Below are 15,032 nucleotides of genomic sequence, written 5' to 3' on the forward strand. Positions count from 1 at the left end.
CTGCGTGAAAGGCTCGGCCGAGGCGGAATGGGCGAGGTGTGGGCCGGTCGCGACCGCAACCTCCACCGTGACGTGGCAGTCAAGCTGCTCATCCGCGACGACGACGCTTCGCCGGACCTGCTCCACCGATTCGAGCGCGAAGCCGTGGCAGTCGCACAGATCAACCACCCTCACGTGGTCTCGCTCTACGACCGGGGCGTCCATGACGGTCTGCAGTTCCTGATCATGGAGAAGATCGCCGGCATCACGCTCACCCATCACATTCATGACCAAGCCCCCATGCCGACGACGCGCGCGCTGGAGATCGCCCAGGAGATCTGTGCAGCCCTCGTCGCCGCGCACCGGGCCAACGTCATCCACTACGACATCAAACCGTCCAACGTCATGATCGGTGCCGACGGCCACATCAAAGTGATCGACTTCGGCATCGCCGGTTTCACGCATGCCCATACCTTCACCGTCGTCCCCACGACCATGCTCTCCCCTGTCGGCACCGCCCTGTACGGTGCACCGGAGCAATTCCTCGACCAGCGCGGTGACGAACGCTCCGATCTCTACGCTCTCGGCAGTGTCCTGTTCGCCCTGCTCACAGGCAATCCGCCCTTCGGGGAAGGCGGCCCGCTGTCCGTTGGACGCCACCGGAATCACCACCACGGATCCGCGCCATGCCACGCCCGTCGGTGGTCCCGCCGGTCGCCGAACTTACGGATGGAGCCTCGTAACGGCTGTCACGTTGGAGCAGGCCGCGGAATTCCGCTGGGGCCCCAGTTACTCCGCACTGCACATCCAGCCCAGGGCGATGGGGCCTCAGGGCACACGCGTCAACTCCATCAGCCCCGCAGGTATGGTCCACCCTCGCTCCCCCCAAGGGAAAGCAGGTCGCTGGCCACTCTGTGTGGTGGGCCCTATGACCGAGCAGGAACATCAGTCCCTCGTCGGCTCCATCGCCCGCCACGCGGGGGCGCGCTGGAATCCGGACCCCGGCGTATAGCAGGATGAACGGCATGGCCATGGGGAAGGGCATCGAGCGTCCGCAACATGCAGCACTGCGAGACAACAGTCCTGGGCGTCCGGTTGCGGCATGAGAGGTGCGTACGGGGCCGGTGGATGAAGCGGCTCTTCGCGCTCGTCACGCTCCCGTGCTCTGCGGGCGGGAGCCTGCCAGGACCAGCCATGCCGTTTCAGCAGCCGCCACTGGCCACCGACAGGCTCACTCGCAAGTCCTTCGCGATCACCGCGGTCTTCTCACCCGCCGCGAACCGTCGCCCGGCCTGAAGTCGGATCTCCTCACGAAACGCCTGTCGCTCAGCGGTCAGGCCCCCACCCTCTGAATGCCTCATCCCGCCGGCATGCCGCAGGGATCATGAACCGTCGCTGCCCGGCGACGATACGGAAACCTCAGTAACCCATAAGGCAAAGGGGACAATAAGCTCACGCAGCGCCCTCTCGCGGGGTGATCCCGGCCGTCAGGGGCGTCCGGCGAGGTCACCGTTCAGGTAGCGGACGCCGGTCGCGTCCTCGGACAGCCGCCAGAGGCGCTCGGCCAGGGCGGGGTCGTCGGCGGGCGGGACGAGCGCCTCGAAGTGGATGCGGGGGTCCGTGCGGCGGCCGGAGAAGCCGAGGAAGTGCCCGGTCCGCGCCTCCGGGCTCGTGGCGGCGAACGCCAGCGGCAGCGCGCCCTGTTCCGCCGGACGGCTGAACAGCGGTTTGACGATCGCCAGCACCGCCTTCTGCGTGAGGCCCCCCTTGTCCTGCATCGGCGTGGAGGCCATTCCCGGGTGGGCCAGGAAGCTGCGCACGGGGCTGCCCGCCCGTCGCAGCCTGCGGTCCAGCTCGGCGCCGAAGAGCAGGTTCGCGGTCTTGGACTTCACGTAGGCGACGCCGGAGGAGATGGGGCGTTCGGCGGTGAGGTCCTCGAAGTCCGTGCGGGGGCGCACACGGCGGTAGAGGTTCGAGCCGACGGTGACCACGCGCGGGTCGTGGTCCGGGCGGAACAGCTCCAGCAGCAGGCCGGTGAGGGCGAACGGGCCCAGGTGGTTGACGGCGAAGACGTTCTCGTACCCCTGGGGTGTCGGGGCGGGCGTCCGTACGCCGATGCCCGCGTTGTTGAGCAGCACGTCGATGCGGCGTCCGTCGGCGTGCATGCGGTCGGCGAAGCGCCGCACCGAGTCCAGGTCGGCCAGGTCGACCTGGCGGACCTCGATGTCGCCCCGCAGGCCGGCGCGGACGCGCTCGCCCTTGGCGGGGTCGCGTACGGCCATGATGACGCTCGCGCCGCGGCGGGCGAGCCGGTCGGCGACCACGAGGCCGAGTCCGCTGCTCGCGCCGGTGATCAGGGTCGTCCGGCCGCTCTGGTCGGGGATGTCGTCGAAGGACCAGGTCAATGCCATGTTCGCCGTCCCGGGTTCGAGTTAGGGGATAGATTATCCGTTTCAAGGTACCACGCTAGCGGATGGTTTATCCTCTTGGTGTGACAATGCGTGCCGACTCCGCCCGCGTACGGGCACGGATGCTGGCCGCCGCGCGCGCACGCGTCGCCGCCGGTGACCTCGAACTGCCGCTCAACGCCATCGCCAAGGACGCCGGCGTCGGCGTCGGAACGGTGTACCGGCACTTCACCGGCCGCCAGGCGCTGCTGGAGGCGCTGGCGGCGGACGGCTACCGGGAACTCGTCGCGGCGGCCGCGGCGGCCGCCGCCGACCCGGACATCGCGGGCGGCCTGCGCGACCTGCTGCGCGCCGCCCTGCGTCACCAGCTCACCGACCCCGCGCTCGCCGAGGCCCTGTCGACGCCCGAGTGCCGGGGCGCGGAGACCCTGGCCCTGGCCGGCGAACTCCAGGCGCTGTCGGCGCGCGTGCTCGACCGCGCCCGCGCGGCCGGGGTCGTCCGCGCCGACGTCGTCCCGGACGACGTACGCCGGCTGACGTGCGGGCTGCAGCACGCGATCCGCGGCGGCGAGGACGAGGACGGCGTCGTGACCGACCGCTATCTGGAGATCCTGCTGCGCGGCCTCCGGCCGTAGTCCGCGGGCCGGGCCGGCCGCCTCCGGGCGACGCGTCCGCCTTCCGGCCCGACCGGCCGCGGGCCGTGGGCCGCGAATGGTGGGCTGCCGGCTTCGGGCCGTGGAGGTTCGCCCGCCGTCTCGCCGCTTGCGGGCCGTATCCGGCGTCCGACTACCAGGTCTGGGGATGTGGTGTCGTCGCGGTCCGGTCACGGTGGGTGTACGACCTATCTGAGGAGGGCCACATGCGACCCGCCGAGACGCCGCCCGCCGCCCGCGAGCCGGTGGCGAACTACCGCACCTACGCGGAGGCCCAGCGTGCCGTGGACTACCTGTCGGACCAGAAGTTCCCGGTCGAGAACACCTCGATCGTCGGGGTGGACCTGCGGCTCGTGGAGAAGGTGCTCGGACGGCTGACCTACCTGCGCGCGGCCGGGATGGGCGCGGCGTCGGGCGCCTGGATCGGGTTGCTGGTCGGACTGTTCCTGGCGATCTTCGTTCCCGGGCGGTCCGGCCTCCTGCTGATTCTGTGGGGCCTGATCTGGGGTGTGATCGCCGGCGTGATCTTCGGCCTGGTCGGTCACGCGCTCACCGGGGGCAAGCGCGACTTCGTCTCCTCCAGCGAGCTGATCGCCGACCACTACGAGGTGCTGGCCACGGCGCCGCACGTCGTCGAGGCGCGCAGGGTCCTGGAGACGATGTCCCCGGGCGGGGCGTCCGTCGGGACGATGCCGCCCGGCTCGGCCACGCCCGGCGGGAGCGCTTCCCCTCCGGTGTCCGGGGGGATGCCTCCGGCGTCGCCCGGGGCTCCGGGGACGATGCCGCCCGGCGCCGTCCCGCCGCGCCCCTGAGACAGAGGCCCTGATAGGGGCCCTGAGAGGGGCCCTGAGAGGGGCCCTGAGAGGGGCCCTGAGAGGGGCCCGGAGAGGGGCCCGGAGAGGGGCCCTGAGAGGGGCCCGGAGAGGGGCCCGGAGGCGAGGGCCCCGGGACGGGGCCCTGAGAGAGGGCGTTCCCGGGATCGCGCCCCCACGGACGGCCTCTCCGGGACGGCGTCCCCGTGACAGGCCGGCGGCGGAACCGTCGGAACCGTCAGGTCTGAGGATGTGGCGGCGGGCCGTACGGGGCGAACGTGGGCCGCATGGGGTGAGACCCGGCCCCGCGGCGGTCCGCGGGGCGCCCGCCGGAGGTCAGAGCGCACTCGTCGGAGGTCAGCATGGCCAAAGCAGTCGGGATCGACCTGGGGACCACCAACTCGGTGATCGCCACGATGGAGGGCGACACGCCCACGGTCATCCCCAACGCCGAAGGGTCACGGACGACGCCGTCGGTCGTGGCCTTCACCCCCGAGGGCGAGCGCCTGGTCGGGCAGCTGGCCCGGCGGCAGGCGATCCTCAACCCCAAGGGGACGATCTCCTCGGCCAAGCGGTTCATCGGCCGCCGCTACGACGAGGTCTCCAGTGAGATCAACGCCGTCTCCTTCGACGTGGTGTCCGGCCCGGACGGCGCGGTCCGCTTCGACGTGCGCGGCAAGCTGTACGCGCCCGAGGAGATCGCCGCCCAGATCCTGCGCAAGCTCGTCGACGACGCCTCGAAGTTCCTGGGGGAGAAGGTCACCGAGGCGGTCATCACCGTCCCGGCCTACTTCAACGACTCCCAGCGCCAGGCGACCAAGGACGCGGGGAGGATCGCGGGCCTGGAGGTGCTGCGGATCATCAACGAGCCCACCGCGGCGGCGCTCGCCTACGGCCTGGACCGCAAGGAGAACGAGACCGTGCTGGTCTTCGACCTGGGCGGCGGCACGTTCGACGTCAGCGTGCTGACCGTCGGCGAGGGCGTCGTCGAGGTACGGGCGACTGCCGGTGACACCCACCTGGGCGGCGACGACTTCGACCGGCGCATCGTCGACCACCTGGCCGACGAGTTCCAGCGCGACACCGGCATCGACCTGCGGGAGGACCCCCAGGCGCTGCAACGGCTGTTCGAGGCGGCGGAGAAGGCGAAGGTGGAGCTGTCGGCCGTCACCCAGACGCAGATCAGCCTGCCGTTCATCACCGCGGACGCGAGCGGGCCCAAGCACCTGAACACCACGCTGCGGCGGGCGACGTTCGAGGAGATCACCGCCGACCTGCTGGAACGGTGCCGGGGGCCGGTGGAGCGGGCCATGTCCGACGCCAGGCTCACCGCGGCCGACGTCGACGAGGTGATCCTGGTCGGCGGCTCGACCCGGATGCCCGCCGTGCAGGAGCTGGTGCGCCGCATGACCGGCGGTAAGGAGCCCAACATGACGGTCAACCCCGACGAGGTCGTGGCGCTGGGCGCCGCGGTCCAGGCGGCCGTCATCAAGGGCGAGCTGAAGGACGTCGTCCTGCTCGACGTGACCCCGCTGTCGCTGGGCATCGAGACCCTCGGCGGGATCATGACGAAGGTCATCGACCGCAACACGACGATCCCGGCCCGCCGTACCGAGGTGTTCAGCACCGCCGAGGACGGCCAGAGCGCGGTGGACGTGGTGGTGCTGCAGGGGGAGCGCGAGCGCGCCGCCGACAACCGGGTGCTGGGCCGGTTCCGGCTGGAGAACATCAGGCCCGCGCCGCGCGGTGAGCCGCAGATCGAGGTGACCTACGACATCGACGCCAACGGCATCCTGAACGTCTCCGCCCGCGACAAGGACACCGGCGCCGAGCAGCGCATCACGATCAGCGAGAGCTCGACCCTCGACCAGGGCGAGATCGAGCGGATGGTGCGCGACGCCGAGCAGCACCGCGACGAGGACCGGCGGCTGCGCGAGGCGGTCGACGCCCGCAACGCCGTCGACAGCGCCGCCTACCAGGTGGAGCGCCGCCTGCGGGAGCTGGGGGACGCCGCCCCGGTGCACGAGAAGGCGCGGGCCGACATGCTCGTCACCGAGGCCCGCGAGGCGATCGAACGGCAGGACACCCCGCTGGAGCGGCTGCGGTCGCTGGCCGAGGACCTGCGGCAGGTCTACCAGGGCCTGAGCACGGCCGGGGCCGGGGCGGGGCCGGGGGCCGGCACGGGCACCGCCGGGGCCGGCGCGGCTGCGGGCGCCGGTGCGGGCACGGGTGCGGGCGGGGACGAGGACGTCATCGACGCGGAGTTCACGACCGATGAGTGACCCGCCGGAGTGGGAGAGGACCGCCGCGGGGCCGTCCGCGGACCGGGCGGCGGGTCAGGACGCCGGTCACAACGCCGGTCACAACGCCGGTCAGAGTGCTGATCAGGACGCGGTCCGGGCCGGGGAGCGGGCCGGAGGGCCGGCCGCCGGAGCGGAGACCGGGGCGGAGGCGGAGGCGGCCGGGCTGCGGGCCCGGGTCGCCGAGCTGGAGGACCTCTGGAAACGCGCCCTGGCCGACCTCGACAACCTCCGCAAACGCGTCAGCCGCGACGCCGGGCGGGTCCGGCTGGAGGAGCGGGCGAGGGCGGCCGGGGAGTGGCTGCCCGTGCTGGACAACCTGGAACGGGCCCTGGAACACACCGAGGGCGACCCCGCCTCCCTCGCCGCGGGCCTGCGGGCGGTGCTGCAGCAGGGCCTGACCGTCCTCACAGATCTGGGGTTCCCACGCCGGGACGACACCGGGGAGACGTTCGACCCGGCCCGGCACGAGGCGGTGGCGGTGGTCCCGCGTGATGACGTGCCCGCCGGGACGGTCCTCGCGGTCGTGCTGCCCGCCTACGGCGACGGCGAGCGGCAGCTGCGGCCCGCCCAGGTCGTGGTCTCCAAGGCGGAATGATGCCGCCCGCCCGCGACTTCTACGAGATCCTCGGCCTCCCCAGGGGAGCGGGGCAGGAGGAGATCCAGCGCGCCTACCGCAGGCTGGCCCGGGAGAACCACCCCGACGTCAACAAGGACCCCGCGGCCGAGGACCGGTTCAAGGACATCGCCGAGGCCTACAGCGTGCTGTCGGATCCGGCGACCCGCCGCCGCTACGACGCCTTCGGACCGGAGTTCCGCCAGGTGCCCGAGGACGTGGACCCGGAGACCTGGGCGCGCGCCAGGGCGGCCCGCGCCGGGCGGGGCACCCGGGCGGGCGCCGGTGGCTTCGGACCGGAGGGCTTCGGTCCCGGCGTGGAGTTCGGCGAGGACATCGACCTCGACGACCTGCTGCAGGGGCTGTTCTCCGGGCGGGCGGGCCGCGCCGGGCGGGCGGGCCGCACGGGCCAGGCCGGCCGGGCCGGCCGGGGCTGGGGGCCGATCCCGGGCGCCGACCAGGAGGCCGGGATCGAGCTGACCGTCGAGGACGCCTACCGCGGCGGCCGCCGGTCCATCGCCGTGGGCGGCCGTACCCTCCAGGTGGACATCCCGCCCGGGGTGACCGACGGGCAGCGCGTACGGCTGGCCGGGCAGGGCGGCCGGGGCACCGGCGGCGCGCCGCCGGGCGACCTCTACCTGGCCGTCTCCATCGCGCCGCACCCCCGCTACCGGGTCGAGGGGCGCGACCTCCACGTCCGGCTGCCGGTGGCCCCGTGGGAGGCGGCGCTCGGCGCGGCCGTCGCCGTCGACACCCCCGGCGGCGAGGCCAAGGTCAAGGTGCCGGCGGGCACCTCCAGCGGGCGGCGGCTGCGACTGCGCGGCCGGGGGATGCCCGACCCCCGCGGCACGCCGGGAGACCTGTTCGCCGAAGTGCGGATCATGGTCCCGCCGCACCTGTCGGATGAGGAGCGCGAGCTGTTCGAGCGGCTGGCCGCCTCCTCGTCCTACGACCCGAGGAGGCGGCGGTGACCTACGCCCTGGCCCGTCCCCGGCGGCTGGACCTGGAGACCTTCGCCCGCGCCGCGGGCGTCCACCCCGATCTGCCGCGCCGCCTGGTCGTCCTCGGCGTGCTGCAGGCCCGCACCGACCCGTCGGGGACCCTGTGGTTCGAGGAGTCCCAGCTGCGGGCCATGGCGCGGATCCAGCGGCTGCGCGCCGGATTCACCCTCAACTACGCCGCCCTCGGCCTGGTGATCGACCTGCTCGACCGGATCGCCGAGCTGGAGGCCGCCGCCCGCACCCGTTCCCGGCCCGTAGGAGGCACGCCGTGGATCTCAACCGGCTGACGCAGAAGTCGCAGGAGGCGCTGCACGACGCGCAGACCGCCGCCTTGCGCCACGGCCACCAGGACGTCGACGGCGAGCACCTGCTGCTGGCGCTGCTGGACCAGTCCGACGGGCTGGTGCCCCGGCTGGTCTCACGCGCCGGAGCCGACCCCGCGCGGCTGCGGGAGGAGGTGGAGGCCGAGCTCCTCCGCCGCCCCCGGGTCGCCGGGCCCGGCGTCGAGCCGGGCCAGATCCGGGTGACGCAGCGGCTGTCGCGCCTGCTGGAGACGGCCAGGCGGGAGTCCGACCGGCTGAAGGACGAGTACGTCTCGGTCGAGCACCTCCTGGCCGCCCTGCTGGAGGAGGGGCCGGAGACCTCCGCCGGGCGGCTGCTGGCCGCCCAGAGGCTCGATCGGGAACGTCTCCTGCGGGCGCTCACCGAGATCCGCGGCCACCAGCGGGTCACCTCCGCCATGCCGGAGGCCGCCTACGAGGCGCTGGCCAAGTACGGGCAGGACCTGGTGGCCGCCGCCGCCTCCGGGCGGCTGGACCCCGTCGTCGGCCGCGACACCGAGATCCGCCGCGTCGTCCAGATCCTGTCGCGCAAGACCAAGAACAACCCGGTGCTGGTCGGCGACCCCGGCGTCGGCAAGACGGCGATCGTCGAGGGACTGGCCCAGCGGATCGCCGACGGCGACGTGCCCGAGGGACTGCGGGACAAGACGATCTTCAGTCTCGACATGGGGGCTCTGGTCGCCGGGGCGAAGTACCGGGGCGAGTTCGAAGAACGCCTCAAGGCGGTGCTCACCGAGGTCGCCGCGGCCGAGGGGCGGATCCTGCTGTTCGTCGACGAGCTGCACACGGTCGTCGGCGCCGGAGCCGCCGAGGGCGCGATGGACGCCGGGAACATGCTCAAGCCCATGCTGGCCCGCGGCGAGCTGCACCTGATCGGCGCGACCACCCTCGACGAGTACCGCAGGCACATCGAGAAGGACGCCGCCCTGGAGCGGCGCTTCCAGCCGGTGATGGTCGACGAGCCGTCGGTGGAGGACGCCATCTCGATCCTGCGGGGCCTTCGCGAGCGGCTGGAGGTCTTCCACGGGGTGACCATCCAGGACGCCGCGCTGGTGGCCGCCGTCGTGCTGAGCCACCGCTACATCTCCGACCGGTTCCTGCCCGACAAGGCCATCGACCTGGTGGACGAGGCGTGCGCGATGCTCCGTACGGAGATCGACTCGATGCCCGCCGAGCTGGACGAGCTGACCCGCAGGGTGACGCGGCTGGAGATCGAGGAGGCCGCGCTGAGCAAGGAGGAGGACGCCGCCAGCGCCGCCCGCCTCGCGGAACTGCGCGGGGAGCTGTCCGGCCTGCGCGCCGAGGCCGATGCGATGCGCGCCCGATGGGAGGCCGAACGGCAGGCGCTGCGCCGGGTGCAGGCGCTGCGCGAGGAGATCGAGCGGGTCCGCACCGAGGCCGAGCGGGCCGAGCGCGACTACGACCTCAACCGCGCCGCCGAGCTGCGCCACGGCCGGCTGCCCGAGCTGGAACGCCGGCTGCGCGCCGAGGAGGAGAGCCTGCGCGCCAAGCAGGACGCCGGGCGGCTGCTGCGCGAGGTCGTCACCGAGGACGAGATCTCCATGATCGTCGCCCGGTGGACGGGCATCCCGGTGAGCCGGCTCAAGGAGGGCGAGCGCGAGAAGCTGCTGCACCTGGACCAGGTGCTGCACGAGCGGGTCGTCGGCCAGGACGAGGCGGTGCGGCTGGTGGCCGACGCCGTCATCCGGGCCCGCTCCGGCATCAAGGACCCGCGCCGGCCGATCGGGTCGTTCATCTTCCTGGGGCCGACCGGCGTCGGCAAGACCGAGCTGGCCAAGGCGCTGGCGGAGGCCCTGTTCGACACCGAGGACAACATGGTCCGCGTCGACATGAGCGAGTACCAGGAGCGCCACACCGTCAGCCGCCTGGTCGGCGCGCCGCCGGGATACGTCGGCTTCGAGGAGGGCGGGCAGCTCACCGAGGCGGTGCGGCGCAAGCCGTACTCGGTGGTGCTGTTCGACGAGGTGGAGAAGGCCCACCCCGACGTCTTCAACACCCTGCTGCAGGTCCTGGACGACGGGCGGCTCACCGACGCCCAGGGCCGGACCGTCGACTTCCGCAACACCGTGCTGATCATGACGTCCAACATCGGCTCGATGCACCTGCTGGAGGGCGTCACGCCCCAGGGGGAGATCAAGCAGGACGTGAAGGAACGGGTCATGGGGGAGCTGCGCGGGCACTTCCGCCCGGAGTTCCTCAACCGCGTCGACGACATCGTGGTCTTCAAGCCGCTCACCATGGAGGAGATCGAGCACATCGTCGACCTGATGTTCACCGAGCTGCGGGTGCGCCTCGGCGAGCGCGGCATCCGGCTGGAGCTGACCGCCGAGGCGCGCCGCCACATCGCCGAGCGCGGCTACGACCCGGTGTACGGCGCGCGGCCGCTGCGCCGGTTCATCTCCCGGGAGGTGGAGACCCGCATCGGGCGGGCGCTGCTGACCGGGGACGTGGGCGAGGGCACGGTGGTGCGGGTCGGTCTGTCCGGCGGGGAACTGGCCGTCTCCTTCGGCTGATCCCGGGCCGGGCCCGGCTCCTGCCCGGGTCTCGCCCGGCTCGTGCCCGGTCTCCCGCGGCGGCCGCGGAGCCGGCCGGCGACCGGGAGCCGCCGGGTCAGCGCCCGTCCGGACCCGCGGCGGCCAGGGCGGCCAGCCTGGCCAGCTCGACCCTGGAGCGGACGCCGAGCTTGCGGAAGATCTGGCGCAGGTGGAAGGCGACGGTGTGCTCGCTGACGAACATCTGCTCGGCGGCCTGCCGGTTGGTCAGCCCCTGGGACACCAGGTCGCAGACGGCGCGCTCGGTGGCGGTGAGGCTGGACCAGCCGGAGTCGGGGTGGTCGACGCGTTCCCAGTGGCGTCGCCGCTCGCCCAGCTCGCGCAGCCTGCGCCGCACCCGGGCCGCGTCGCGGCGCGCGCACACGTCGTCGTAGCCGGAAAGGGCGCCGTTCAGGGTCGCGACGGCCGCGTCGCGGTCGCCGGGGGCGGCGCCCAGCAGCACGCCCAGGTCCTCGGCGGCCGAGGCCCTGGCCCACGGGTCGGCGTACCCGGCGGCGGCCCGGCCCAGCGCCGCGGGATCACGGTCGCGCAGGCCGCGGGCGTGGACGGCCGCCACCGGCGGGCCGGGCAGGCAGGGGTTGCGCCCGGCCAGGTCCTCGGCGGCGGCCGCCACCGCGTCGGCCCGCCGGCCGTCCCCGGCGGTCAGGGCGGTGCGCACCAGCCACGCCGCCGCCGCGGGCTCATCGGTCAGCACCCCGGTGTGCCCGGCCAGGCCGTCGTAGAGCCCGCCGAGCGGCGCCATCGCGGCCTCCGCCCCGTCCCGCGCCTCGATGATCCGCCCGGCCGCGAGCTCGGCGCGCAGCCGCCCGTACGGTGTGCCCGGCGTCCGTGTGGCCCGGCCGGAGGCCAGGGCCCGCGCCGCCCGTGGCAGGTCGCCCGCGCGCAGCGCCGCGGTGCCGAGCGCCGACAGCGCCAGGCAGGCCAGATCGGGGACGTCCAAGCCGGCGGCGGCCGCCAGCGCCGTCTCGGCCCGCTCGGCCGCTTCGCCGGGCCGGCCGGCGGCGAGGTCGAGCCGGGCGCGCAGCACCAGGACCGCGGCGGCCCACGCGGGCCGGTCCGCCGCCTCGGCCGCGGCGGTCCTGGTGATCTTCTCCGCCTCGTCGAGCAGCCCCAGGTCGATGAGCATCGCGGCCAGCACGGTCCGCGGCTGGGGGTCCCGGGGGCCGGGGGTCCCGGGGGGCGCCTCGGCGGCCTCGCGGGCCAGTTCCAGGCCGCGTGAGAGGCGGCCCTCATCCCAGGCGAGCAACGCGGTCACCGGCGCGGCGGGTGCCGCGAGGCGCTCGGCCTGCCGGCGCAGTGCCTGCCGTACCGGGGGCGGGACCGTCTCCAGGACCGACCGCCACAGCAGCTCGTGGCGGAAGGCCAGCTCCTCGGGCGTCGCCACCAGCAGCCCGGCGGCCAGGGCCTCGTCCAGGGCGGGAAGCAGCGCGGCCGGGGACTCGCCGAGCAGCTCGGCGGCGTAGGAGGGGCAGAAGGACCGCCCGAGCACCGCGACGGCCTCCAGCAGGTGGCGCGTCCGGGGGCTCACCTCGTCCAGGCGTCGCCGGACCGCGGCGTGCAGCCTCCGGGGCAGCACCCCCGCCGCCGGGCCGCACCCCGTGGCTCCCGCGGCCCCGGCGGCCCCCGCGGCTCCCACAGACCCCGCCGGTCCTCCGGGCCGCCCGGTCCCCTCGGTCCCTGCGGTCCTCCCGGATCCCGTCATCCCTCCGGACTCCGCCGTTCCCGCGGGCCGGGCCACGCCGGCGTCCACCAGGACGGCGCCCTCCTCACGCAGCCCGGTCAGCAGCGCCAGCAGCAGCGCCGGGTTTCCGGCGGCCTGGGCCGCCAGCGCCGTCAGCTCCGCGTCCGGCGCGGCGCCCAGCGCGTCGGCGGCCACCCGCGCCGCGGAGACCCCGTCCAGCGGGCGCAGCGCGATCCGGGCGGCCCCCTCCTGCTCCAGCAGGCCGAACAGCCGCGCGCCGTCGTCGTCGCCGGTGGCGCGGCGCGCCAGCAGCCACGCCAGCGGGCGGCCGGCCAGCCGCGCCGGCAGCGTCCGCAACGCCATGAGCGTTACGGGATCGGCCCACTGCAGGTCGTCGAGGGCCAGCAGCAGCGGCCCGGCGGCGGCGCGCCGCTCCAGCGTGGTGCGCACCCGTTCGGCCAGCCACATGAGCAGGCCCGGCTCCCCGGGGAAGGCGCTCCGCGCGACCGCGGCGCGGGTGGTGGTCTCCTCCAGCGCCGACAGCAGCGGCGCCAAGGGCATCATGCGTTCCAGCTCGTCGGCCCGGCCGGCGGCGACGTCCGTCCCGCGGGCGGCCGCCGCCGCCGCCGCCTCGGCCAGCAGGAGGCTCTTGCCGATCCCCGGTTCGCCCTCCACCAGGAGCACGTGCGTCCCCGGACCGGCGACGCCCTCCAGCAGGCGGAGCACCTCCGCCCGCTCGGGCTCCCGGCCGCGCATCGGCGTTCCCAGTGTCTCCGGAATCGCAGGTCACCTCGAGATCACCTCGCGGCACGCGGCCGCTCTCCCATGAACCGGTTCCTGCGCCCCGGGCCATCCGGAAAAACCCATTTAGATGGATGAATACCCAGATCAATGGTCTTTTTGCCGGAACAGGACCGGGCCGTCAGCGCTCGATGAGCGTGACCTCCAGGGAGTAGTGCGAGGCGCGGTAGACGTGGGAGCCGTACTCCACCGCCCGGCCCTGGTCGTCGTAGGTGGTGCGAAGCATCGTCAGCAGCGGGGCGCCGCGCCGCTCGTCCAGCAGCCTGGCCTCGGCCGCGGTGGCCGCCCGCGCCCCCATCCGCTGGTCGGCCACGCGCATCCGCACCCCCGCCGCGCGCAGCAGCTCGTACAGGCCGCGCTCGGCGAGCCGCTCGGCGGTCAGCGGGGCGACCCCGGCGGGCAGCCAGTTGCGCAGCGGCGCCAGCGGCGCCCCGGCGGCGTAGCGGATGCGCTCCAGGCGCAGCACCTCGGCGCCGGCCGGGAGGCCGAGGGCCGCGGCGACGTCCGCGCCGGCCGGGACCGCCTCCAGGGCCAGGACCCGGGTGGCGGGCTCCTGGCCGGCCCGGCGCAGGTCGTCGTAGAGGCCGGTGAGCTCCACCGTACGGTTGACCCGGCCGTGCACGACCTGGGTGCCCACGCCGCGCTTGCGCACCAGCAGGCCCTTGTCCACGAGGTACTGGATCGCCTGGCGGACCGTCGGCCGCGACAGGCCCAGGCGGCCGGCGAGGACGATCTCGTTGTCCAGGCGCGTCCCCGGCGCCAGGTCGCCGCGCCCGATGGCGTCGGAGATCTGCTGGGCGACCTGGAAGTACAGCGGGACCGGGCTGGATCGGTCCAGCTCGATGCCGAGCTCGGCGCTCATGCCGCCCTCCCGTGGACGTCTTCCTGATCGGGGTGGTGGACATCAGGATGTCATGACCAATTCCGCCTCCGGGGCCTCCGGGGCCTCGGGGGAGTCCGTGCGGAGTGAAAGCGGCATATCAGGGAAAATGGGATGACCACCGCGGGTGCCGAAGGCCGGCGCGGCCCGCAGACGCCGCTGGAGGATTCGATGGATCTGAGCACCTCGCGCGAACTGTGCGACGTCGCGGCGGAGGCCGCCCGCGCGGTCGGCGAGCGGCTCCGCAAGGCGTTCCGGTCCCGGCCCGAGGTCGAGACCAAGCGCGACTTCCACGACCCGGTGACCGAGCACGACCGCGCCGCCGAGGAGACCATCCGGGAGGTCATCTCCCGGCGTTTCCCGGACAGCACGATCATCGGGGAGGAGGGCGGCACCACCGGGTCGGGCGAGCTGCGCTGGTACGTCGACCCGATCGACGGGACGGCCAACTTCGCCGCCGGGCTGCCGTTCTTCTGCGTGTCGGTGGCGGCCGCCGTGGGGGAGGAGCCGGTGGCGGGGGTGATCTACGACCCGGTGCGCGACGACGAGTTCCGCGCCGACCTGGGCGGCGCCTGGTGCAACGGCGTACGGCTGCGCAGCCGGGGCGCGGCGGGGGATCGGGAGGCTATGCTGCTGAGCGGCTTCCCCACCGCCGGTGACGTGGCCGCCGACCGCCAGGGGTCGCTGGAGGCGTTCGGCCGGATGCTGGAGGCGTTCGCCTCGGTGCGCCGGCCGGGCAGCGCCGCGCTGAACCTCGCGCACGTCGCCGCGGGCTGGGCGGACGTGGCCTACGGTTCGGGGGTCAAGCCGTGGGACGTCGCGGCGGGGGTGCTGCTGATCCGGCAGGCCGGCGGCGTCTACCTGCCGCTGGGGGAGTCCCTGTTCGCCCCCGGCGGCTACCTCGCCCACGTCGGCGGGTTCGACCTGGCCGGCTCGGTCATGGCCGAGGTGTGCCGCCCCGCGCCGGCGGCGTAGGCCCGGCGCGGG

General features: G+C 74.1%; 13 protein-coding genes. 9 read left to right on the top strand and 4 right to left on the bottom strand.

The window, feature by feature from the left end; all coding sequences use genetic code 11:
- Nucleotides 1-27 precede the first annotated feature (27 nt).
- The gene (locus AB0D67_RS33010; RefSeq protein ID WP_362944760.1) at nucleotides 28-999 is read left to right on the top strand and encodes a serine/threonine-protein kinase; all 972 of its coding nucleotides are present in this window, start codon (nucleotides 28-30) and stop codon (nucleotides 997-999) included.
- Here AB0D67_RS33010 and AB0D67_RS33015 read toward each other — a convergent pair.
- The gene (locus AB0D67_RS33015; RefSeq protein WP_362944762.1) at nucleotides 925-1,188 is read right to left on the bottom strand and encodes a winged helix-turn-helix domain-containing protein; all 264 of its coding nucleotides are present in this window, start codon (nucleotides 1,186-1,188) and stop codon (nucleotides 925-927) included. The two genes, AB0D67_RS33010 and AB0D67_RS33015, sit on opposite strands and share 75 nt — an antisense overlap.
- Nucleotides 1,189-1,466: 278 nt before the next feature.
- Complete coding sequence (locus AB0D67_RS33020) at nucleotides 1,467-2,390, bottom strand: SDR family NAD(P)-dependent oxidoreductase (protein WP_362944709.1); 924 nt, start codon at nucleotides 2,388-2,390, stop codon at nucleotides 1,467-1,469.
- An 86-nt stretch (nucleotides 2,391-2,476) separates the two neighbouring features.
- Here AB0D67_RS33020 and AB0D67_RS33025 point away from each other — a divergent pair, with 86 nt between their 5' ends.
- From AB0D67_RS33025 to clpB, 7 genes are all read left to right on the top strand, one after another.
- On the top strand, nucleotides 2,477-3,022 hold the full coding sequence (locus AB0D67_RS33025; protein WP_362944764.1) for a helix-turn-helix domain-containing protein: 546 nt from the start codon (nucleotides 2,477-2,479) through the stop codon (nucleotides 3,020-3,022).
- A 224-nt stretch (nucleotides 3,023-3,246) separates the two neighbouring features.
- Nucleotides 3,247-3,852, top strand: coding sequence for a general stress protein (locus AB0D67_RS33030; RefSeq protein WP_362944711.1), 606 nt, complete (start codon nucleotides 3,247-3,249; stop codon nucleotides 3,850-3,852).
- A gap of 362 nt (nucleotides 3,853-4,214) precedes the next feature.
- Nucleotides 4,215-6,134 (top strand): molecular chaperone DnaK, encoded by a 1,920-nt coding sequence (gene dnaK, locus AB0D67_RS33035; RefSeq protein ID WP_362944713.1) that lies wholly within the window; start codon nucleotides 4,215-4,217, stop codon nucleotides 6,132-6,134.
- Nucleotides 6,127-6,750 (top strand): nucleotide exchange factor GrpE, encoded by a 624-nt coding sequence (locus AB0D67_RS33040; protein ID WP_362944715.1) that lies wholly within the window; start codon nucleotides 6,127-6,129, stop codon nucleotides 6,748-6,750. The genes dnaK and AB0D67_RS33040 overlap by 8 nt, the downstream gene beginning before the upstream one ends.
- Nucleotides 6,747-7,739 carry a DnaJ C-terminal domain-containing protein gene (locus AB0D67_RS33045; protein ID WP_362944717.1) on the top strand — a complete coding sequence of 331 codons (993 nt, stop codon included), beginning with the start codon at nucleotides 6,747-6,749 and terminating at the stop codon, nucleotides 7,737-7,739. The genes AB0D67_RS33040 and AB0D67_RS33045 overlap by 4 nt, the downstream gene beginning before the upstream one ends.
- The gene (locus AB0D67_RS33050; RefSeq protein ID WP_362944719.1) at nucleotides 7,736-8,056 is read left to right on the top strand and encodes a chaperone modulator CbpM; all 321 of its coding nucleotides are present in this window, start codon (nucleotides 7,736-7,738) and stop codon (nucleotides 8,054-8,056) included. The genes AB0D67_RS33045 and AB0D67_RS33050 overlap by 4 nt, the downstream gene beginning before the upstream one ends.
- On the top strand, nucleotides 8,038-10,644 hold the full coding sequence (gene clpB, locus AB0D67_RS33055; protein ID WP_362944721.1) for an ATP-dependent chaperone ClpB: 2,607 nt from the start codon (nucleotides 8,038-8,040) through the stop codon (nucleotides 10,642-10,644). The genes AB0D67_RS33050 and clpB overlap by 19 nt, the downstream gene beginning before the upstream one ends.
- A gap of 97 nt (nucleotides 10,645-10,741) precedes the next feature.
- Here the strand turns inward: clpB and AB0D67_RS33060 are convergent, their stop codons facing one another.
- Both AB0D67_RS33060 and AB0D67_RS33065 read right to left on the bottom strand, forming a co-directional pair.
- Nucleotides 10,742-13,120 (bottom strand): AAA family ATPase, encoded by a 2,379-nt coding sequence (locus tag AB0D67_RS33060; protein WP_362944723.1) that lies wholly within the window; start codon nucleotides 13,118-13,120, stop codon nucleotides 10,742-10,744.
- A gap of 166 nt (nucleotides 13,121-13,286) precedes the next feature.
- Nucleotides 13,287-14,027, bottom strand: a complete 741-nt coding sequence (locus tag AB0D67_RS33065) for a GntR family transcriptional regulator (protein ID WP_362944724.1) — start codon at nucleotides 14,025-14,027, stop codon at nucleotides 13,287-13,289.
- 132 nt (nucleotides 14,028-14,159) lie between these two features.
- Here AB0D67_RS33065 and AB0D67_RS33070 point away from each other — a divergent pair, with 132 nt between their 5' ends.
- Nucleotides 14,160-15,020, top strand: coding sequence for an inositol monophosphatase family protein (locus tag AB0D67_RS33070; RefSeq protein WP_362944726.1), 861 nt, complete (start codon nucleotides 14,160-14,162; stop codon nucleotides 15,018-15,020).
- The last annotated feature ends 12 nt before the right edge of the window (nucleotides 15,021-15,032 follow it).

It is taken from the genome of Streptosporangium sp. NPDC048047 (genome assembly GCF_040653115.1).
Lineage (GTDB): Bacteria > Actinomycetota > Actinomycetes > Streptosporangiales > Streptosporangiaceae > Streptosporangium.